This is a genomic window from Fictibacillus terranigra (genome assembly GCF_030412265.1).
Taxonomy (GTDB): Bacteria; Bacillota; Bacilli; order Bacillales; family Fictibacillaceae; genus Fictibacillus_C; species Fictibacillus_C terrinigri.
Map to the genome: position 1 here is coordinate 453,652 of NZ_JAUHLN010000002.1, position 22,093 is coordinate 475,744.

19 protein-coding genes are annotated in these 22,093 nt (G+C 44.6%); 3 read left to right on the forward strand and 16 right to left on the reverse strand.

Annotation, left to right across the window (positions count from 1 at the left end; translation table 11 throughout):
* Window positions 1–307: 307 nt before the first annotated feature.
* On the forward strand, window positions 308–919 hold the full coding sequence (locus tag QYF49_RS10135) for a YitT family protein (RefSeq protein ID WP_290399482.1): 612 nt from the start codon (window positions 308–310) through the stop codon (window positions 917–919).
* 84 nt (window positions 920–1,003) lie between these two features.
* On the opposite strand, the gene QYF49_RS10140 is transcribed toward QYF49_RS10135, so the two are convergent.
* Entirely contained in the window at window positions 1,004–1,579 is a 576-nt protein-coding gene (locus tag QYF49_RS10140) for a YhcN/YlaJ family sporulation lipoprotein (protein WP_290399483.1), read from the reverse strand.
* A gap of 136 nt (window positions 1,580–1,715) precedes the next feature.
* Between QYF49_RS10140 and QYF49_RS10145 the strand changes: the two genes are divergently transcribed.
* Window positions 1,716–2,717, forward strand: coding sequence for a tyrosine-type recombinase/integrase (locus tag QYF49_RS10145; RefSeq protein ID WP_290399484.1), 1,002 nt, complete (start codon window positions 1,716–1,718; stop codon window positions 2,715–2,717).
* 39 nt (window positions 2,718–2,756) lie between these two features.
* Here QYF49_RS10145 and hfq read toward each other — a convergent pair whose 3' ends face one another.
* The 7 genes from hfq to miaB form a co-directional block, all read right to left on the reverse strand.
* Window positions 2,757–2,984, reverse strand: coding sequence for an RNA chaperone Hfq (gene hfq, locus QYF49_RS10150; RefSeq protein WP_061969616.1), 228 nt, complete (start codon window positions 2,982–2,984; stop codon window positions 2,757–2,759).
* 17 nt (window positions 2,985–3,001) lie between these two features.
* Window positions 3,002–3,964 carry a tRNA (adenosine(37)-N6)-dimethylallyltransferase MiaA gene (miaA, locus tag QYF49_RS10155; protein WP_290399485.1) on the reverse strand — a complete coding sequence of 321 codons (963 nt, stop codon included), beginning with the start codon at window positions 3,962–3,964 and terminating at the stop codon, window positions 3,002–3,004.
* A 121-nt stretch (window positions 3,965–4,085) separates the two neighbouring features.
* Complete coding sequence (gene mutL / locus QYF49_RS10160) at window positions 4,086–5,930, reverse strand: DNA mismatch repair endonuclease MutL (protein WP_290399486.1); 1,845 nt, start codon at window positions 5,928–5,930, stop codon at window positions 4,086–4,088.
* A gap of 14 nt (window positions 5,931–5,944) precedes the next feature.
* Entirely contained in the window at window positions 5,945–8,518 is a 2,574-nt protein-coding gene (mutS, locus tag QYF49_RS10165; protein ID WP_290399487.1) for a DNA mismatch repair protein MutS, read from the reverse strand.
* 128 nt (window positions 8,519–8,646) lie between these two features.
* Window positions 8,647–9,219: an outer spore coat protein CotE gene (gene cotE, locus QYF49_RS10170; RefSeq protein WP_290399488.1), complete on the reverse strand. Its 573-nt coding sequence runs from the start codon at window positions 9,217–9,219 to the stop codon at window positions 8,647–8,649.
* Window positions 9,220–9,425: 206 nt separating this feature from the next.
* Window positions 9,426–9,857, reverse strand: a complete 432-nt coding sequence (locus tag QYF49_RS10175) for a YlbF/YmcA family competence regulator (protein WP_290399489.1) — start codon at window positions 9,855–9,857, stop codon at window positions 9,426–9,428.
* The gene (gene miaB, locus QYF49_RS10180) at window positions 9,854–11,377 is read right to left on the reverse strand and encodes a tRNA (N6-isopentenyl adenosine(37)-C2)-methylthiotransferase MiaB (RefSeq protein WP_290399490.1); all 1,524 of its coding nucleotides are present in this window, start codon (window positions 11,375–11,377) and stop codon (window positions 9,854–9,856) included. The genes QYF49_RS10175 and miaB overlap by 4 nt, the downstream gene beginning before the upstream one ends.
* Before the next feature lie 213 nt (window positions 11,378–11,590).
* Here miaB and QYF49_RS10185 point away from each other — a divergent pair, with 213 nt between their 5' ends.
* On the forward strand, window positions 11,591–12,784 hold the full coding sequence (locus tag QYF49_RS10185) for an MFS transporter (RefSeq protein ID WP_290399491.1): 1,194 nt from the start codon (window positions 11,591–11,593) through the stop codon (window positions 12,782–12,784).
* Window positions 12,785–12,870: 86 nt separating this feature from the next.
* On the opposite strand, the gene QYF49_RS10190 is transcribed toward QYF49_RS10185, so the two are convergent.
* The 8 genes from QYF49_RS10190 to pgsA form a co-directional block, all read right to left on the reverse strand.
* Window positions 12,871–13,737, reverse strand: a complete 867-nt coding sequence (locus QYF49_RS10190) for a 2-oxoacid:ferredoxin oxidoreductase subunit beta (RefSeq protein WP_290399492.1) — start codon at window positions 13,735–13,737, stop codon at window positions 12,871–12,873.
* Entirely contained in the window at window positions 13,738–15,474 is a 1,737-nt protein-coding gene (locus QYF49_RS10195) for a 2-oxoacid:acceptor oxidoreductase subunit alpha (protein WP_290400414.1), read from the reverse strand.
* A 288-nt stretch (window positions 15,475–15,762) separates the two neighbouring features.
* A complete protein-coding gene (gene spoVS / locus QYF49_RS10200; protein WP_010193268.1) occupies window positions 15,763–16,023 on the reverse strand; it encodes a stage V sporulation protein SpoVS in 261 nt (86 codons plus the stop codon).
* Window positions 16,024–16,153: 130 nt separating this feature from the next.
* Window positions 16,154–16,948 (reverse strand): TIGR00282 family metallophosphoesterase, encoded by a 795-nt coding sequence (locus QYF49_RS10205; RefSeq protein ID WP_290399493.1) that lies wholly within the window; start codon window positions 16,946–16,948, stop codon window positions 16,154–16,156.
* Between the two features lie 58 nt (window positions 16,949–17,006).
* Window positions 17,007–18,572, reverse strand: a complete 1,566-nt coding sequence (gene rny, locus QYF49_RS10210) for a ribonuclease Y (RefSeq protein WP_290399494.1) — start codon at window positions 18,570–18,572, stop codon at window positions 17,007–17,009.
* A 401-nt stretch (window positions 18,573–18,973) separates the two neighbouring features.
* Window positions 18,974–20,017 (reverse strand): recombinase RecA, encoded by a 1,044-nt coding sequence (gene recA / locus QYF49_RS10215; RefSeq protein WP_290399495.1) that lies wholly within the window; start codon window positions 20,015–20,017, stop codon window positions 18,974–18,976.
* A 123-nt stretch (window positions 20,018–20,140) separates the two neighbouring features.
* Complete coding sequence (locus QYF49_RS10220) at window positions 20,141–21,382, reverse strand: competence/damage-inducible protein A (protein WP_290399496.1); 1,242 nt, start codon at window positions 21,380–21,382, stop codon at window positions 20,141–20,143.
* 86 nt (window positions 21,383–21,468) lie between these two features.
* The gene (gene pgsA, locus QYF49_RS10225; protein ID WP_290399497.1) at window positions 21,469–22,047 is read right to left on the reverse strand and encodes a CDP-diacylglycerol--glycerol-3-phosphate 3-phosphatidyltransferase; all 579 of its coding nucleotides are present in this window, start codon (window positions 22,045–22,047) and stop codon (window positions 21,469–21,471) included.
* Window positions 22,048–22,093: the final 46 nt, after the last annotated feature.

A 22,093-nucleotide genomic window follows, 5' to 3' on the forward strand; every position in this document is an offset into this window, starting at 1 on the left:
GAGATTCACCTCTCTTTAGCTGTCTAAGATTATTATACTCATGACATTGTTTTATGGTGACAAATGCCCATCGGTTAGCCCTCATTCTAATGTATTCTGAAGAGTTTCAATTATACGGGCTTACTGACCGGTTTGAAATTTGATTATCATACATAATTGTGAATAATTATTCTATTAAATTGTCTAAATCACCTAATAATGTATATTTTCAGAATATTTTATGTATTTTTAAGCAAAATTATGTATTGACTATTTTTTCTTGCTGCCTTATTGTTAAAATTAGCTGCATACTAAAGGAACGATGAATATGTATTTTATGAAAAAAGCGCTTTTAGTTCTCATGGGGTTGTTCTTAACCGCAATCGGAACGAAGATTCTTACCGTCTCCCACCTGACTTTTGGGGGAACTGCAGGAATTTCCACGCTGCTGACGTTCTCGACGGGTATTTCATGGGGGATCTGGTTTTTTGTGATCAATCTTCCTTTTTTTATTTTATCTGTCAAAAGGCTGGGGATCTCCTTTTCCGTGTATACCCTTCTATGTATCTCACTGATCTCCTTGATCAATGAATTTCTTAAGATTTCTCCCTCTCCCGCTCTGCATCCGCTGATCATTGCAATTGCATCAGGACTTATAATCGGTACAGGAGTAGTCCTCGTCCTGAATAATGGCGCCTCTCTCGGCGGTATTCATATATTAGCTGTCTATATGGATCAGCACCTTTCGATCAACCGAGGCAAAACTCTTTTTCTAACTGATTTCATCATCGTTATATCTGCAACCTTGATGGTAGGATTTCTACATGCACTCTATTCCATCGTTACTATTACGATCGCAAGTTACCTTGCCGGCAAGTTCAAACCGCATTCACCGAAAAACGATGATGAAAATGATCTTACGCTCGAAGCTCAGGCATAAATAACGCTAAAACCACTCCATTTAACCTATGGGTGGTTTTTTTATGCTTTTTTTGTCAATTCTTGCGCTTATCCGGGAAATAATCTATTCGTAGACCTGCCGCCCCCTATGATTTTGCTTTGTCCGGTCCATATCCTTCTGATAAATCCGTTTTGCCTGATTGGAGACAGGAGTGATTTTGCCGATCAATATTCCTAATTTGTTATAAGCATCATCCGTATAGAGATTGTCACCAGCATTGATCTTTTGTTGAATTCCTCTCATCTCCTTGATGAGCGAAGGATCCGTCGTGATGGCCGCGTTTTTCCCATGTTCATTCCCTTTGATCGTATGATACACCCTTAATCTGAGATGATCGCTCTTCCCCTGTGTAAGCTTATGCGTCGGTGTGATTCCTACGACTGTATAAATACCGCTCACAATGACATCGGCATGCTTAACCCCTGGAACGGTTTGTGCAAGGCTGGAAATTTCTTTAGCATTTTTTGATTCATAATTTTTTTCGTTGATGTTCGGTGCATCATTCTGCGAGTTGGGCAGGTTTTTCATGTTTACTTTCGTTGGTGCTTTGTAATTCTTTTCTTTATCAAGATCCAGTTCATTTTGTGAACATCCGGACACACAAAGGACAGCTGCTGCAGCCAGTACATATCGTTTCATGGAAGTAACCCTCTCTTTTTTCATTCGATAGGATTAGTGTTCAAACTTCTCTGCCCAAATATTCATTTCGTTTTAAAAGTGCTTCCCTTCGAACATGTTGGTATAATTAAACAAAAACGCCAAACGGAGGTAACTCATGTATCCGCTAATCGATTCCTTGCCCCGCTATTCGGCTGTATATTTAGAGACCTTGGAGAAGAAAGGAAGACAGGAAAGTACCATCAGGCGCTATTTTTATGATCTGAATGACTTTTTGGCATGGATGAGGGCGGTCAAAAAAGAGGACAGCTTCTCTGCCTTTCAATCGCTTCGAACAGAAGACTATCAGTCCTATTTTGACTTTTTAATCCGCGAAAGAAACTATTCGCTTCGTACGCTGCGGAGAGTATTGACGGTATTAAAACAGCTCGTACAGTTTCAGATTACCCTTGGGAAACTGGCGTATAATCCGGTCAATGGGGTGGATCTTGGCATTGGAGAAGAAACGGCTTTCAGCGAAGAGGATTTCATCTCCCCTGTGGAATTGGAAAGGCTGAACGAGATCATCAAATCGTACGAAGGACTGACAGAGAATCAGCAAAAATACCGCTATCTCTTGATCAGCCGCAACTTTTCAATCGTGGTTCTCCTTTCCCGGTATGGTCTGTCTTTGCTCGAAGTCACATCTTTGAAAATGAAGCATATCAACTTTACGAAGGGAATCATTCAAGTTCCTTCCGAGACGAGCCTTTCCAGAAAAATCAAGTTGGAAAAAGAGGATCAAGCGGTTCTTTATTCCTATTATCAAACGATACCTGCTGCGGTACGCCCAGCCTGGTATTCCAATGACTGCTTCTTCGCTGCTTTTGATTATCAGCGGGGAACCTACCGCTGGGTCTATAAAACAAATTCCCCTAAACCTCTGACCGAGATTGCTGTTCAGAAAATGATCCGCATGGAGGTCGAGCGTTCAGGATTGCGCAAAGGCATATCAGCGCAGCACATGAGACGGACGTGCATCCTTAATGAAATTCAAACAGGAAAAGAACCGGAACAGATCAAAAAGAAGTTCGGTTTTAAATCGTCTTTAAGCCTGGAACGCTATTATAAGTATTTGCAATCCTTGCCAAAAGAACGAGAAAAAAACCTTGCTGAATGAAACCAGCAAGGCTTTTCTTATTCCCAACAAACCTATGTATTAATTTTCAGCCGGCAGCTCTACCGGGCGATGAGGCGTAAAAGTTGAGATGGCATGCTTGTATATTAAATGCTGCTTTCCTTCTGATTCCAGGATGACCGTAAAATTATCGAACCCTTTCACCAGTCCTTTTAGTTGGAAGCCATTCAGTAAATATACAGTCACATAGATGTTTTCACGTCGTAATTGGTTTAAATACTGATCCTGGATATTGATCGCTTGCTTCATGTATACAGTCCTCCTCATTAGCCATTAAAATAGTCATTCGACAGGTTCTTTAATTTTCCTTCTACAAATAATCTGATTTCCATAAAATTCTCGTAAAAGTTTAGTGAGGACATATCAAACCAGTCGATCTCCATCTGGTTTCTGAACCATGTGTACTGCCGCTTGGCATACCTTCTTGAGTTCCGTTTAAGTAGTTCAACTGCCTCTTCCAACGACATTCTGCCCTCAAGGTATTCATATATTTCTTTATAGCCTATAGCCTGTACAGACTGACAGTCTCTGACTCCTTCATCATACAATCGTTTAGCTTCCTCCACCAGACCGGAAGCGACCATTTCGTCGACCCTCTCGTTGATCCGCTCATAAAGGAGTCCCCGATCCATTAATAATCCGATAAAAACAAGTTCATAGAGGGATTCATCCGGTGTTTGCTGTTCTGCCAAAGTCTCGGACATGGTCTTGCCAGTACTGTGAAAGATCTCCAGAGCTCGGATCACTCTTCTTACATTGTTGGGGTGTATTCTTTTTGCACTTTCAGGATCATTCATTTGAAGAAGTGAATGAACGTGCAGCTCCCCTTTTTCCCTTGCGAGGTCTTCAAGTCTTTTGCGGTAGCTCTCATCTTGGGGGGCTGCTGAGAATTCGTACTGGTGTGTGACCGATCGTATGTATAAACCGGTGCCTCCCACGATGATCGGTACTTTTCCTCGCTGGTTGATCTCAGATATGCTTTTTCTGGCCAGCACCTGAAACTCAGCGGCAGAAAATGAATCACAAGGTTCTTTAATATCGATCAGGTGATGCGGAATACCTTCCATTTCTTCTTTAGTAATTTTCGCCGTACCTATGTCCATGCCTCGATAGATCTGCATGGAGTCACCACTAATGATCTCGCCATCGAGCGCTTTGGCAAGTTCTATTCCTGTTTTCGTTTTGCCGACAGCCGTCGGACCGACAATCACAATCAACCGTTCTTTCATAAAAACTCCTATCACAGCGTTTCTTTTTTTCTATTGATATCATCATCATAACGCGAACAAAGTGAAAAATCCAAACATGGCCAAAAAAAAACGGCCTGTTTAAAGGCAGCGTTTTTTTTCATTACATGACTCTCTTAAACATCTTTTCCATCTCATACGTGGAAAAATGGATGATGATCGGCCTGCCATGGGGGCAGGTATAAGGATCTTCGCTTTGTCTCAGTGTTTCTAACAGCATGAAGATCTCATCGTTTCGCAAATGATGGTTCGCTTTAATCGAACCCTTGCACGACATCATAATGGCAGCTTTTTCTCTCAGCTTTTTTATATCAGCCTGTTTGTCTTTTAACACCTGCTCGATGATCTCTTCAATGCTTTCTTTCTCAAATCCTGCGGGAAACCATTGAGGATGGGCTTTTACGATATAGGTTGACCGGCCGAAAGGTTCGAGGAAAACTCCCACCTTCTCAAGGACCTCCAGGTGATCATTAATAACTAGGGCTTCTTTATTGGTAAACTGAAACGTAAGCGGAACGATGAGCTCCTGCAGCTCTGACGCCACTTGTCCTACTTTTTCCCTGAAGAACTCGTATTTGATCCTTTCCTGTGCCGCATGCTGATCGATGAGATACATGCCTTCTTCATTTTGGGCGATGATATACGTTCCGTGCATCTGGCCGATCGGATACATGGCCGGAATCTTGCTCATATTCTCACTTTCTGCGGGCTCCTGTTGTTCAGGAACTTGGTTAGGAACGTAAGAAAAAGAATCTTCCTCCGTGAGCTGCTGAACCTCTTTTACTTGTTCGGGAAATTTTTCTTCCTCATTCCTAATATGCTCAGTAAACAAAGGTTGATCTGCTTCTTTTTCTGTTCGGGCCGATGGCTTTATCTCGTGTTCAAACGTAAAACTATGCTGTTCTGACAGATCCTTCTCAGGTTTACTAACTGTTAATGAAGAGGAAGGTTCAGGTATCAATCTCAGCTTGCGCAGCACCTTTCTCACTTCTTCCTCCACCAATGAATTGAGTTCCGGTTCCTTGCTCAGCCTCGCTTCAAGTTTGGAAGGATGAACATTGACGTCGATAATGGAAGGATCCATCGTGATCGAAAGGACCACAAGCGGATATCTGCCTATGGGAAGGAGTGTATGGTATGCCTGCAGAACAGCTCGCTGGACGGCGTAGTTCCTGATATACCTTCCGTTCATGAACAATGACACATAAGTTCTAGAAGCTCTCGTGATCTCCGGTTTTGCAATATAGCCTTCGATTACATAATCAAGAGACCGCGCGGACACAGGAACCATATTTCTTGCCACATTCATACCGTATACAGCCGCAATTACGTTCAGCACGTTGCCGCTTCCATTCGTGTTCAATAGATCCCGTCCGTTGTGCCTGAGCCGGAACGAGATCTCTGGATGGCCAAGCGCCAGCCTGTTAATAACGTCAGAAATATTACCCAGTTCGGTATTGATCGTTTTCATATGCTTCAATCTTGCAGGTGTATTATAAAACAAGTGGCGGACGGTAATATCCGTTCCTTTTCTTGCATTGGTCGAAGATACGGATTGAATCTGCCCGTTCATGATGGACAATGCCGTTCCTGCACCTGTGCCCGTACCGGTTTTCATTTCCATCTGAGAAACCGAAGCGATCGAAGGAAGCGCCTCTCCCCGGAAACCCATCGTCCGGATTTGAAATAAATCTTGTTCCTCTTTTATTTTACTGGTCGCATGGCGGCTGAATGCCAATTCACAATCTTCAGGTTCGATCCCATCCCCATTATCAATGATCCGGATCAGGGACAGACCCCCTTCTTCAAGCTCGATTTCAATACGGCTGGAATGGGCATCAATAGAATTTTCAACCAGCTCTTTTACGACAGATGCCGGCCGTTCGACTACCTCGCCAGCAGCGATCTTATTGGATAGGTGATCGTCCAGTTGGATTATCTTTCCCACTTGATCGTCTCCTTTTATTTCACTTTCTTTTGCAGATTGAACAATGTGGTCATCGCATCAAGCGGTGTCATTTCCAGAAGGTTCATCGTCCTTAGAAACTCTTCCACTTCTGATTTCTCTTGTTTCTTTTTCGATAATTTCTCTGTATTGTTTTCTTCCATAAACAAGCTTAGTTGGGTGTCAGGCTCAATCTGTGCTTTTTTTTGAGAACGGTCGTCCGACTCAAAATCTTCTAAAATAGATTTTGCCCTCTCGATTACAGCCGAAGGCAGCTCTGCCAGCTGTGCAACATGGATTCCAAAACTCTTGTCAGCCTGTCCGTCGATCACTTTATGTAGAAAGACGAGCCGCCCTTGTTCTTCGACCGCTGATACATAAACATTTTTCAGCGATCTGAGCTGCTTTTCAAGGACCGTTAACTCATGATAGTGCGTAGAGAAGAGGGTCTTAGCGCCGATATGGTCATGGATGAATTCTACAATGGATTGGGCAAGCGCCATCCCGTCATACGTGGATGTTCCCCTTCCGATCTCATCGAGCAGAATTAAACTTTGGCTGGTCGCTTTACTTAAAGCGTATCTTGTTTCAAGCATCTCCACCATAAATGTACTCTGCCCGCCAACAAGGTCATCGGCTGCGCCAATCCTTGTAAAGATCTGGTCAAACAGCGGCAGCTCCGCGTGATCCGCTGGCACGAAACAGCCGATCTGCAACATGACAGCAGTAAGCGCAAGCTGTCTCATGTAAGTGCTCTTACCGGCCATGTTCGGCCCTGTAATCAAGAGCATCGAGCGGTCATCGTTCAAATAGATATCATTCGGTACATATTCCTGAGCATCCATCACCTTCTCCACTACAGGATGCCGCCCGTTGGAAATGGACACGGAGTTAGTCGAAGAGATGAGAGGCTTTACATATCTTTGTTCTTCGCTGACCGCAGCAAACGCCTGCAATACATCGATTTCACTCAACTGCTTCGCCAGCAGCTGCAGAGATTGGATATAGCTTTTCACATGTTCTCTCACTTGCAGGAAGAGTTCGTACTCCAATGAGACCATCTTCTCTTCCGCTTCAAGGATCAGTCTCTCCTTCTCTTTGAGATCCGGAGTTACAAACCGCTCAGCATTCGCAAGTGTTTGTTTTCTTTCATAACGCCCTTCTGGAATGAGAGACAGGTTTGAACGAGTCACTTCTATAAAATAGCCAAATATCCGGTTATAGCCGATTTTGAGTGATTTGATGCCGGTTTCGCTTCTCTCCTTCTGTTCGAGAGATGCGATCCATGCTTTTCCATTTACACTGGCATCCCTGTATGTATCCAGCTCTTTATGATAGCCGTCTTTGATCAATCCGCCCTCTTTTAATGATAATGGAGGATCGTCATGCAGAGAAGATTCAAGATAGTTGTACAGCTCTTCATGGCTGTCCATCTGTTCCGCCAATCCTCTGCTGTATGGATTGGACAATTGTAAGAGCGCCTGCTTAATGCCTGGAACGCTGCCCAGCGTTTGTTTCAACTGAATGAGGTCACGCGCTGTAATATTGCCAAACGATACTTTCCCCGCAAGCCTCTCTAGGTCATATACCTGTTTGAGTTTATCACGCAGCTCTTCACGGACAAAAAACTCCTGAATGAGTTCTTCCACCACATCCAGCCGTTGCTGAATAAGATCAGGAACGAGCAGGGGTTGTTCGATCCATTGCTTCAGTCTCCTGCTTCCCATCCCGGTAACCGTACGGTCAAGCAGCCATAGAAGCGATCCCTTTTTTCCTTTTGAACGGTTCGTTTCAACCAGCTCCAAATTGCGTCTGGAAAAGCTGTCCAGTTTCATATATTCATTAAGATGCTGCATGCTCAGAGGCTGCAGATGTTCCAACGCACGCTTTTGTGTATGCAGCAAATAGTGAAAGAGCCGGCCGCACGCTTCTTTCATCAGTTCTTTTTCGTTCTTCTGTACTAAGCGGCGAAAAGGATCGGGTACCTCACTCTTGTCCTGAATGGAGCTGACGATCTGATACCGCAATCGAAGAGTTTCGGCGATATGATCATAGAGTTCAGAAGACATGATGGCTTCTCTCGCATGCATCGCCTGAAGCTCACTCATAAGCATAGAGGTATCACCTTTATACAAATATCCTTTTAATTCACCCGTGGAAAGGTCATTGAGCACGATGCTGTATTGTTCATCTTTGCAGGAAACAGCAGCAATAAAATTATTTTCGGTTTCTTTTAACAGGTTTTGGTCCATCACGGTTCCCGGGGTAATGATCTGAATGACTTCCCTTTTCACGACCCCTTTTGCCGACTTTGGATCCTCCACTTGTTCACAGATCGCGACCTTGTGGCCGGATTCCACGAGCTGTTTAATATAATTGGCAGCAGAATGGTGAGGGACCCCGCACATCGGTATGCGTTCGGAGGTTCCACCTTCCCTGCTCGTCAATGTAATTTCAAGCAGCTGGGATGCTCTTGTCGCATCCTCAAAAAACATTTCATAAAAATCACCGAGCCTGAAAAATAAAAAGGCGTCACGGTGAGACGATTTTATTTTTAAATATTGCTGAATCATTGGTGTGTATTGTGCCATGCTTTCACCTAACTTCTAAGTTCTATTTTCAATAGTTCATTATAGCATAGGATGTTGATTTGGATTAAAGAAAACAGAACCTCTGAACATAAAAAAGCAAGGAAGAAGGCATCTTCTTCCTTGTTTCGTTATTCATCCAGCTCACCCATGAAGAATTGATCAATATCATCAACATCCTGATCGTCGAGTCCGTAATCCCAGTCTTTTTCTTCCCAATCATCAAGCGCACCGTCAGGATTCACATATACGCAGACTTTAGTTTCACCGATCACATCGCATGTGAATTCGCGTTCACATTGAATGACCACACGCCCCCCATTCGGTGAGATTGTTGCTTCCAAGGTGTTTGGTGCCTGAATGCACCTTGCGGAAACTTCTAGATCTTTTCCTGTCGCATGCTCATCTCGTGTACTAAGTACGATCGAATCCTTGTAGCCTACTGTTTCGGTAACAACCTCGGTCTTTGTGTTATTGTTGTATGCATACCAGATGCTAATATCATAATTGCCTTCCACTTCAACCGTGTCATCACTGTTCCTGGAAGCTTTATATGAATGATTGATGATCCAGCTTCCAAGGATACTCGTAGGTCTATGGCTTGGAGTGATCGTATGTGTTGACTGAGAGAATTTCCGCCCCTTGCCGCATACTGCTTTGCAAATAATCTCTCTGTAATTCAGATCTTGATCTATGTTTGACATAGACTTAATCCCTCCTCTTCCAATCTTCATTTCATCCTATGCAGGGCAAATGACTAGTGTGCTAAAAAACTTTTTTATGATGTCGTTAATACAGTTTATGTAAAATGCCCAGATGGTGACCTAATTTTGAAAATATTTTATTCTTAAAATACGGTACGTGAAATTTAAAAAGACCAGGAGAATGCAAGATTCTCCTGGTCTTCGTATTAGTGGCAGCCGCAATTTCCAGTGGAACAACTTTCCGCTGAGCCTGTAGTACCTTTTAAAAGATCGCCGCCTGTTGACTCGATGATCTCATCGGTAACTGTGTTGGAAATGGTGTGGGACACCATCTGCAAGATATCGTTCACATCCGCTTGTGATTGCTTAAACTGCTGAACAACCGGGATGCTGTCCACTTCCTTCATCAGATTATCGATGGTTTCTTCTACTTCCTTATGGGCTTCGTGCTTACCGTAATGCTGAAGGTTGACTGCTTCCTTCTGCAGCTTTTTGATCTGGGCGATCATAAAGGATACCGTGCCGTTTTCGTTGATCTGCTGTTCCGCCCGTTTAAAAAAATCAACTTCTTCTGTTTGTGCGATCATTTCTGCCAGTTCTTTCGCCTTTTCCAAGATATCACTTTTTGTATAGGTCATCCCTCTAACACTCCCGCCTTTTCTTCTATTAGATCCCCGCTTAATGTCCATGTTTTCGCATCGTTGATATGCACTTTTACAATCTTGCCGATGAGGTGCTTCGGCCCTTTGAAGTTAACTACTTTATTTGATGCAGTATGGCCTGACAATACGTCAGGCTTCTTCTTGCTTTCCCCTTCAACGAGGACTTCAACAACCGTATCCAGGTAGGCTTGGTTCTTGCGCAGCGAAATATCGTTTAGTACCGAATTTAAACGCTGAAGTCTCTCTTTTTTGACTTCCATAGGCACGTTGTCCGCCATTTTCGCCGCTGGCGTCCCTTCCCTTGGTGAATAAATGAAGGTATAGGCTGCATCGTATTCAACCTCTTTTACCAATGACAGTGTTTCCTCAAACTGTTCTTCGGTCTCATTCGGGAAACCGACGATGATATCTGTCGTCAAGGCTGCATTCGGGATGGCTTTCTTTATCTTCCCTACGAGTTCCAAATAGTGTTCACGTGTGTACTTTCTGGCCATGAGCTTAAGTATCTCACTGTTTCCGTGCTGTACGGGAAGATGAATATGTTCGACCAGGTTTCCGCCTTTGGCCAGGACTTCGATGAGGTGGTCATCAAAGTCACGCGGATGGCTTGTCGTAAAGCGGATTCTTGGAATATCGATCTTGCGGATCTCGTCCATCAGGTCTCCAAGACCGTACGTCATATCTTCAAAGTCTTTTCCGTAAGCGTTCACGTTCTGGCCCAGTAGCGTTACTTCCTGATAGCCATTCCTGGCTAAGTGCCGCACTTCTTCTATAATATCTTCCGGACGGCGGCTCCTTTCCTTGCCTCGTGTATAAGGAACGATACAATAAGTGCAAAACTTATCGCAGCCGTACATGATGTTGACCCATCCCTGAATGTTGCCTTTTCGCACCCGGGGCAGGTTCTCAACGATATCTCCTTCTTTGGACCAAACTTCAACGACTCTTTCTTTTGAAAGATAGGCTTCTTTCACAATTTGCGGAAGTCTGTGGATGTTATGGGTACCAAAGATCATATCTACCTGTTGATACGTTTTCAGCAGTTTGTTAACTACCGATTCTTCTTGCGACATGCAGCCGCATACCCCGATCAACAGGTCAGGCTTATCCACCTTCAGCGGTTTAAGATGACCTAGTTCGCCGAACACCTTATTCTCGGCGTTTTCCCTGATCGCACACGTATTGAGCAAGATCAGATCGGCCTCCATCATATCAGTTGTCGGATCATAACCCATATCACCGAGAATTCCAGCCATGATTTCCGTATCATGCTCGTTCATCTGGCAGCCATACGTTCTGATATAAAACTTTTTTCCTTTTCCGATCGTTCTTAATTCTTCCTCAATCACAAAATCTTTTACAATTTTAATTTCTTCCTTACCGCGCTTTTTGGCGTCCTTTAAGGAAGGCGGCTGATAGGTTGTCTGAAAATAGCTCGCGTAGTCCTTAGCGGTTTTCTTTTTATCTTTTACAGGGTTGGTTCCCTTTGGATTCATTGCAATTTCCTCCCTTGCAAACAGCGAAACTCTAGAGGTTGATTTTTCTCATAACTTCAATATTATAACAGACTTCGATAGTAAAAGGAATGTTTGGACTGCATCCAAAAGCAGGCGGTCACGAATAGTTAATTTACCTTAAATTTCACTTTATTAAATAATGGTAGTACAATAGAAATCAGATGAACTGTATATGAAAGAGATGATGCTGTTATGTACTGGAAACGATCCCTTTGGATTCTTTGGCCGGCTAATTTTCTTATCGCCGCAGGAATGAGTCTGATCTTCCCCTTCTTGCCCCTCTATATTGAAAAATTAGGAGTTACAAATATACAGAGTGTTGAACATTGGACAGGATGGATCTTTTCTGCCCAGTTTATCACTTCTTTTTTATTTCAGCCGCTCTGGGGCTCGCTCGCCGACCGTTATGGCAGAAAGGTCATGCTTATCCGGTCTGCGGTTGGCATGGGCACCGTCACAGCCTTAATGGGGCTCGTCACCGGCCCTGAGCAGCTTCTCGTCCTGCGTTTGGTCAACGGTTTATTCTCCGGATTCATCTCCATGTCGATTTCCCTTCAGGCTTCAGTTACACCAGACAAAGATGCAGGAAGATCCCTTGGAACCCTGCAGACGGGGCAGATTGTCGGGACACTGATCGGACCTTTGATCGGAGGCTTCCTGTCGGAGTTGTTTGGATTTGAAGGTGTCTTTTTCATCACCGGAGGACTGATCCTCATCGCAGGACTCGTCGTTTTATTCTTCATTAAAGAAGATCTCCCAGTAAAAAAAGAAAGAAAGAAAAAGCAGAAAAACGAATGGAAAGAGCTGAAACCTCTTTATCCGGTATTCATTGCAGCAGCGATCACCCAGATGGCCATGATGAGCATCCAGCCGATTATCACTCTCTATACGAGAACCATCTACCACGGAAACCATTTGACACTAATCGTGGGGCTGGTCAGTGCTGTAACCGGTATTGCCAATTTGATCGGATCCCCGATCTTAGGGCGAATCGGCGACCGCTATGGCCAGCGGAAGGTTCTGATCCTCTCGTTAACGATGGCCGCTCTTGCCTTTCTGCCGCAAGTACTGGCAACCGATGTTCACATTTTGTTGGCAGGCAGATTTCTACTCGGTCTGTTCATTGGCGGAATGATTCCTTCGTTGAATGTTCTCGTAAAAAAACTGGCTCCTTCCAACCTGCAGGCAACTGCTTTTGGCATCAGTTCTTCGGCCCGTTTTTTGGGAAATCTTCTGGGTCCTTTGCTTGGTACCTTTGTTGCTGCTTCATACAACATCAAAGACATCTTTTATATTACAATGATCTTCTTGCTCATCAATATGATCTCCATCGTGAGAAACAAAAGACTGGAGCTCGCATTGCGAAATCCAAAAAAGGCATCCTGAAACAAAAGTTCCAGGATGCCTTTTTCTTGAATCAGGTTGTAAGCGCTTGTCGGGCCCTATGAAGGGCGCTTGCGCTTCTCTTTTTATTACATAAACTCGGCCAGTAAGCCGTTGAATTTCTCTTCATCCATCTTAAGGTCGGCTTTGGATAATGCCTCTTTGCTGTATCCATGGGCTAGATCTTGATAGGAAGGCTTCTCTTTATTCTGGTAGATGATGCCTTTGACGAGGCCGTCGTGCTCCATCAAGGTCTGCATTGCCATCATACGGTTAGAAGAATCGTAGCCTTCAATGGTATCAAGACTCGTAAGATGTTCTTTGAACCAGTCGTACGTGTTTACTTTATTGTAGGTGACACAAGGAGAGAACACATTAATCAACGAGAATCCTTTATGTTCAATCCCTTTTTGAATGATTGCTGTCAGTTCTTTTAAGTCACTTGAAAAGCTTTGAGCCACGAACGTCGCACCTGCTGTAAGAGCAAGCTCCATGATACCAATGGCAGACTCAACAGAACCTTCAGGCGTACTCTTCGTTTTAAATCCTTCAGCAGAACGCGGTGAGGTCTGCCCTTTCGTCAACCCGTAAATTTGGTTATCCATAACGATGTAGGTGACATCAATATTTCTGCGGATGGCATGAACGGTATGCCCCATTCCGATTGCAAATCCGTCACCGTCCCCTCCGGAGGCAATGACTGTGAGATCACGGTTGGCCATCTTTACTCCTTGTGCGATGGGAAGAACACGTCCGTGAATGCCGTGGAAACCGTAGGATTTAATATAGCCTGAGATCCGGCCCGAACAGCCGATCCCCGAGATCACTGCCAGGTCGTTCGGTTCAAGACCGACGTTTGCTGCCGCCCGCTGTATGGATGCCTGCACGGAAAAATCGCCGCAGCCAGGGCACCAGTTCGGTTTTACTGAGTTTCTGAAGTCTTTAAACGTCGCCATTTAAACCAGCTCCTTGCATTTATTGAAAATTTCAGAAGGAAGAAATGGATTTCCGTCATATTTTAAGATACTTTCGATCTTTTGATGAGAACCAAGGTTCATCTTAAGGATATTGGCCAGCTGGCCAGTCGCATTATTCTCGATGACGGCTACTCTCTTCGCTGAATCGATTAAAGGTTTCATCTCTTCAATCGGGAAAGGATGGATCAAACGAAGATGCGCATGGTTTACTTTAATTCCTTCTGCCTCCAAACGAGGAATGACTTCTTCAATCACGCCTCTTGTTGAGTTGAATCCGACAAGGAGAAGATCAGCCTCTTCATTCGGGGTATATTTTACGACCGGAGTGTTGAACTTTAAATTCTTCAATTTTCTAAGGCGCTTATCCATCTGCTTCAAGCGGTTGCCAGCCACTTCAGACGGTTTGCCTGTTTCATCATGCTCGACACCTGTCACGTGATGAATTCCGTTCTTCATTCCTGGGATGACGCGAGGGGATATACCGGACTCTGTCAGCTCATACCGTTTATAATAACCGCCCTCCTCTTCAGGAATCTCGGCGTTCAAATCAAGAGTGCCGCGGCGGATTTCCACCTTACTGAAATCCAGGGGCTCAACGGACTGCTTTCCTAGAGACAGCTGAAGATCTGTCAGCAGGATGACCGGACATTGGTACTCCTCTGCGATATTCAATGCTTCAACTGCGTCATAGAACGCTTCTTCCGCAGTGCTTGGCGCCATGACAACCTTTGGTATCTCACCATGCGTACCATAGATCATGGCCATCAAATCCGATTGTTCCTGCTTGGTCGGAAGCCCTGTGCTCGGACCCCCGCGCTGCGTATCAACAACAACGAGCGGTGTTTCCGTCATTCCTGCTAGGCCGATGGATTCCATCATGAGGGATAAACCGGGACCCGCAGAAGAAGTGACGGTACGAACACCCGCATAGTTAGCGCCGATCGCCATCGTACACGCCGCAATTTCATCCTCTGTTTGAATTACTGTTCCGCCGAACTGCGGAAGTTTCTTAATAAGGTACTCCATGATCTCTGAAGCCGGAGTAATCGGATAAGCAGCCATAAAACGTACGCCGCCTGCAACGAATCCGAGAGCGATGGCATCATTGCCGATCATAAACATACGTTTTTTTCCATCTGCTTTTTCCAGCTGGAACCCTTCGATCGGTCCGCCTGCTGCCTCATTAAAGAACTCAGCGCCTTTGCGAATCGCATCCATATTCTTTTCAACAACTTTGGCGCCTTTTCTTGAAAAGATTTCTTCTACCACTTCTATGTACGATTCAGCAGGCAGATCAAGCACCGCACTGGTAGCTCCGATAGCCACCATGTTCTTCATTAAGGATGTGCCGAGCTCATTCGCTATTTCCGTGAAGGGAACTGAAAAGAGCCTTACATTAGAGCCTTCCGGAACGACTGGATTGAACTTTGCATCGCCGATGACGACACCTCCGTCACGCATCTCATGAACATTCACATCGATCGTTTCCTGATCAAATGCGATTAAGATATCAAGATCGTCCGAAATCGACCTTGTTTGTTTTGTACTGACACGAATTTTATTATTTGTATGTCCGCCTTTAATACGGGAAGAAAAATGCCGATAACTGTAGAGATAGTATCCAAGACGATTTAAGGCCATTGCAAAAATTTCTCCGGTACTGTCTATCCCTTCCCCTTGCTGTCCGCCAACTTTCCAGGAAAGTTGATCCACCATGAACTCCACCCCTTCTATGCTTTTCATTCTGTATACTCACCGACAGCTTTATGTATAAAAATACGCTATTTTCCAATAGAAAATAAGCGCGCTGATCACCAAAGCTGTTTGTTAAAAAATATGTACTAAACGTTTACAATTCTAGACCTAACTAAGCAAAAAAGCAAGTATTCCATTAAAATTATTAGGCACAACCGCCGGGTTTCAAATCGATTCCACTTCACATTTTTGCATGAAAAAACCTGTTTGCGCTAAAATCAGGCAAACAGGCAGCTTATAGTCTTTAACTTAACGAGGTTCAACAATCAGCTTGATCGCCGTTCTTTCTTCTCCATCAATTAAAATATCAGTGAACGCAGGAATACAAATGAGGTCAACTCCGCTAGGCGCTACAAATCCTCGTGCGATTGCTACTGCCTTAACGGCTTGGTTTAATGCACCCGCCCCAATAGCTTGAATTTCAGCTCCTCCTCTTTCACGAAGAACTCCGGCGAGTGCACCAGCTACAGAATTAGGGTTGGATTTTGCTGAAACTTTTAATATTTCCATTAATTTGTACCTCCTTAGAGATATGATACCCATTTTACTATATTCATTGGTAAGAGCCCGTATTCCTGCAGTATGGAAAAGTTTACATATGAAGCCCGGCAAGCCATAAAATGTGAAACTAAAATGTATTTTATTCAAAAAACGGGTGGTCGTCGTTAATCAAAATGGTCTTGATACTTTTGGCTTTTCCAGTTGCAGGATCACACTCTATTAAGACGCCACTTAACTGTTCCCTCCCGGAAGAAACTTCAAACCTTACCGGTAAACTGGTAAGAAACTTTTTTAATACCGCTTCACGATCCATCCCTAATATCCCGTCATACGGACCTGTCATGCCAACATCCGTCAAGTATGCGGTCCCTTGTGGCAGGATTCGCTGATCTGCAGTCTGTACATGGGTGTGTGTACCGACAACGGCTGTAACTTTGCCGTCAAGGAACCAGCCCATCGCCTGCTTTTCACTGGTTGCTTCGGCATGAAAATCGACAAAGATGACCGGCGTCCTCTTACGCATCTCTTCTACCAGCTGTTCAGCTTTTTCAAAAGGGCAGTCCAGAGGCGGAAGAAATGTTCGGCCCTGTAAATTGATAATGCCGATTTCCAGTTGATTCATCTTTAAGATCGCTGATCCGCTGCCTGGCGTTCCAGCCGGAAAGTTTGCCGGCCTTACCAATTGGGGGGTGCTATCGATGATTTCAAAAATTTCCCTATTGTCCCATGCGTGATTTCCAAGTGTGATTGCCTGTGCTCCGGCTTCAAAAATTCCTTTTACGATCTTTCCGGTAATTCCTCTGCCATGCGCAGCGTTCTCTCCGTTCACAATGGTAACAAGCGGCTGATATTTGCGTTTTAACTTGGGCAAATAGGTATCGATCATTTTTCTTCCTGGAGAACCGACGACGTCCCCTACAAATAAAATCTTCATGAAGAACTCCTTTTTACTACATTCTGTATAAAAACAAAATAAAGTGGTATACACCACTTTATTTTGCGTACTCAACAGCTCTTGTTTCCCGAATGACTGTTACTTTAATATGTCCTGGGTAATCCAGTTCACTTTCAATTTTCTTCGTAATATCCCGCGCTAAACGGTAAGAAGCTAAATCATCAATCAAATCTGGTTTAACCATGATCCGGATCTCTCTACCTGCCTGGATGGCAAAAGATTTTTCCACACCGTCAAACGACTCAGAAATCTCTTCGAGTTTTTCCAGCCGTCGGATATACGTTTCCAGTGTTTCACGTCTCGCTCCCGGCCTTGCTGCAGATAACGCATCTGCGGCAGCAACAAGAGTAGCGATAATTGAAGTTGGTTCGGTATCTCCGTGATGGGAGGCAATTGAATTGATCACGACCGGATGTTCCTTATACTTGGTTGCCAATTCCACTCCGATATCGACGTGGCTGCCTTCGACTTCATGGTCGATCGCTTTTCCGATGTCATGAAGCAATCCGGCACGGCGGGCCAAATGAACATCTTCTCCAATTTCTGCTGCCATCAAGCCTGCGAGGTACGCTACTTCCATCGAATGCTTCAATACATTCTGTCCATAGCTTGTACGATACTTTAAGCGCCCCAGAATTTTGATCAAATCTGGATGCAGCCCATGAACTCCTACTTCAAAAGTAGTCTGTTCACCGACCTCTCTGATATATTCGTCCACTTCACGGCGAGATTTTTCAACCATCTCTTCGATTCTAGCTGGATGAATCCTGCCGTCCTGAACGAGCTTATCAAGCGCCATGCGGGCGATTTCCCGTCGGATCGGATCAAAACCAGAAAGTATAACGGCCTCAGGCGTATCATCAATGATCAAATCAATACCTGTAAGCGTTTCAAGCGTACGGATATTTCGTCCTTCACGTCCGATAATCCGGCCCTTCATCTCATCATTTGGCAAATTCACTACAGAAACTGTCGTTTCAGCAACGTGGTCAGCCGCGCAACGCTGAATAGCGAGAGAAAGAATTTCTTTTGCTTTCTTATCCGCTTCTTCCTTGGCGCGATTTTCCATATCCTTTACCATCATAGCCATTTCATGTGAAACTTCGTTTTCCACTTCGCTCATGATGATCAGCTTAGCTTCTTCACGCGTAAAGCCGGATATGCGTTCCAATTCCCTTTGCTGCTCTCGGAGCAGCTCCTCCACTTTGCTTTCAATCTCTTCAATTTGTCGTTGTTTTTTGGTGAGAGATTCCTCACGTTTCTCCAATGATTCCTCTTTTTTATCAAGAGTTTCACTTTTCCTGTCTAGAATCTCTTCTTTTTGTACCAATCGTTGTTCTTGTCTCTGAAGCTCATTTCTGCGTTCACGAATGTCGCGCTCTGCTTCTGTTCTTAGCTTATGGATTTCATCCTTGGCTTCAAGCAGCGCTTCCTTCTTGCTCGCTTCACCATCTCGCTTAGCTTCTTCAACGATTTGAGCAGCAGCATTTTCCGCGCTCGAAATTTTAGCTTCGGCGATTTTTTTCCTAACAAGATATCCGACAACTGCACCGACACCTGCTGAGACAAGCAAACTGGAGATGAAGACAATCATGTTTTCCATGTTTCCACCTCCTCTTGCTATCTACTTTTTTTACTGGGTCATAAGCATCATTCGTGTAACAAAGTGTTGTGCACAAGTCATGCCATTCTCATTTCAGGTTATATCTTTTAATTTCAGATGAAATCAAAGTATATCTCCATTTTATAAAGGACAGCACGTTATGTCAAGAGATGTCAAATTATCTATGATAAATCTTACTTTCAAAATTGGCAAGTTTTATTTATATCCAATCAAAGGAAATCATTCCTACAACCAGACCGTACAGCCGCCTTGGCTCCTGTTTTCTCTTTTCTTCAGGATCAGCGGGAAAACCGTTTCCATCGGCTTGGTAGCCGCGGATGAAAGAAATCTTTTTTATCCCCAAAAAAACCGTACATAATTTCTATGTACGGTTTCAGATGCTATTCGGTTAATTCAAACTCTTCTTCCTGTTGGGCAGGATCCGGAGCATTGACTTCTTCACCGAGGCGATAATAGTTTCTTATTTGAGTTATGATCTCCTCTGCCACTTCCTCGTTTTCTTTCAGGAATTGTTTGGAATTCTCTCTGCCCTGGCCAAGGCGGTCTCCTTCAAAGGAATACCAGGAACCGCTTTTTTGAACGATGTCAATGTCAGAGCCGATATCAAGGATTTCCCCTTCCCGGGAGATTCCTTCGCCATACATGATGTCTACTTCAGCTTGTTTGAAAGGAGGAGCCACTTTATTTTTCACAACTTTGATTCTTGTTTTATTACCTACCATATCCGTGCCCTGTTTCAAGGTTTCAGCACGGCGGACTTCCAGACGGACAGAAGAATAGAATTTTAAGGCACGTCCACCCGGGGTAGTTTCGGGGTTCCCGAACATAACACCGACTTTTTCACGGATCTGGTTAATGAAGACTGCGATGGTTTTTGATTTGCTGATCGCTCCGGAAAGTTTTCTTAACGCTTGGGACATCAGCCTTGCCTGAAGGCCTACGTGAGAGTCCCCCATCTCTCCTTCAATTTCTGCTTTAGGAACCAGAGCCGCTACGGAGTCAATGATCAGAATATCCACTGCACCGCTTCGGACGAGGGCTTCAGCGATCTCAAGAGCCTGTTCGCCTGTATCCGGCTGAGATAAAAGGAGCTCATCAATGTTTACGCCAAGCTTTTGGGCATAAACAGGATCGAGCGCATGCTCTGCATCAATGAATGCAGCTTGTCCGCCGTTCTTCTGCACTTCTGCAATCGCATGCAGAGCGACTGTCGTCTTACCTGATGATTCTGGCCCGTATACTTCGATGATACGCCCTCTTGGATATCCGCCTACGCCAAGTGCGATATCAAGTGCAAGGGAGCCGCTGGAGATCGTTGAAACTCTCTGTTCAGCCTGCTCGCCAAGTTTCATGATGGATCCTTTTCCGAATTGCTTTTCAATCTGGCGCAAGGCCATTTCCAATGCCGCTTTGCGGTCGCTCATGTAATCACTCCTCAAATTTATATCATTGCACATGTAAGTACATTATGATGTCGTTTCCTATAGCTCTATTTTACTTCTTTTTTTACTGTTTGCCAATCTTTTTGCGAACATTTATTCGTTTTTTTATTGACCTTTTTTGACCTTTGACAATAAGTAGAACATTCCATACAAGACGGACCTCTCTCTGACTGATGTCCTTGACCCCGATAGTGAAAGAGGAAAGACCTCTGTGCCTGAGGAATCGGCCAGCCCGATATAAACGGTGCCGGCGTCCTTGTTTTCACTCGGCCCAGGCCCGGCTACCCCTGTAAAGCTGATGCCGATGTTGCTTCCAGTCAGCCTGCGCACATTTTCAGCCATCTGTTTCGCACAACCCTCGCTTACAGCACCCTCGGATGAAAGCAATTCATGAGAAACACCCAGGATCTGTTCTTTTATCTCATTGGTATAGCAAACAACAGAACCTTTAAATATTTCAGAGCTTCCCGGCAGGTCGGTCAACTGTTTTCCAAACCATCCGCCGGTAAGGCTCTCAGCAGAAGAAACGGACAGCTTCCTCTCTTTCAGCACTTCAGCAGCTGCTTTATGCAGCGTATCATCACCGTAGCCATACAAATATTTTCCTACTCGCTCACGGATTTTACCTTCCAGCACATCAAGCTGCTCCTCAGCAGTGTTAACATCCTTAAATTTTGCGGAGAGTCTGAGTGTCACCTCATGATTTCCGGCAAGAGGGGCCACGGTGGGATTACTCTGCTCATCAATAATATCCTCCAGTGTAGCCTCAAGGAGCGATTCACCTATTCCAAAGAACCGAAGAACACGGGATACGATTGGTTCCTTGCCCGGCAGTCTGCCTGAAAGATAGGGTGCCGCAAAATGGGTGAACATCGGCTGCATCTCTTTCGGAGGTCCAGGAAGCAGAATATAGGTGAGGCCGTCTGTATTCAGAGCCATTCCCGGAGCCATTCCGTGTCTGTTCGGCAAAACTTCACAGCCTTCTAGAACAAGCGCCTGTTTTCTATTGTTCTCCGTCATAGCCCTGCCCGTTCTTTTGAAATACATCTCAATATGGTCCATTGCCTCCTGATCATAGACAAGGGCCCTTCCCAGAACGGAGGCGATGGTTTCTTTGGTAAGGTCGTCTTTCGTCGGTCCAAGCCCGCCGGTAAAGATAAGGAGGTCTGAACGGCTCTGTGCGGTGCGGATGACCGATTCCAGACGGCGGGGATTATCGCCCACTACAGAATGATAGAAGACATTGATCCCGAGATCTGCCAATTCAGAAGAGATGAATTTAGCATTCGTGTTTGCAATCTGACCGAGTAAAAGCTCGCTCCCAACAGCAATGATTTCTGCATTCATTTGTGTATTCCTCCAATATGTATATTGTTAAACTTTTGTTTAATTTGATGAAAAAAAACAGGAGAGTTCCTCTCCTGTTCATGCTGTTATTTTGATTTTAGCATAACTTCTTTGTTTTGAATAAAATATTCCCACCCTGAATAAAGAGTGATGAGCGTAGCAGCCCATAGGCTGATCTCAGCGAACGGAATGCCGATCCACTCGAATGGTATATTATGCAATAAAAGGGCGGAGATGGCGATGATCTGAATCCAAGTTTTCAATTTGCCCATCTGGCTTGCTGCGATCACAGCACCTTCAGCCGCTGCAACGAGGCGGATGCCTGTCACCGCAAACTCCCTGCTCAGAATAATAATGACCATCCATGCCGGAGCATAGCCGACTTCAACGAGTGCTACGAATGCAGCGGTTACAAGCAGTTTGTCCGCCAGAGGGTCTAAAAACTTTCCGAAATTCGTGACGAGGTTAAGCTTACGTGCATAATATCCGTCTACCCAGTCAGTACAGGAAGCAACAATGAAAATCAAGGCCGCTGCCAAATGAGTGACCGGGATGTCCACATCCAGCCAGGTCACGTGTCCCCAATCAAAAGGGGCAAGCAGAACAATCATGAATACAGGAATAAGAAAAATTCGTGAAATTGTAATTTTATTAGGCAAGTTCATATTATTTCCTCCAATTTTGACAACCATTACACGGCACTTTACGTTT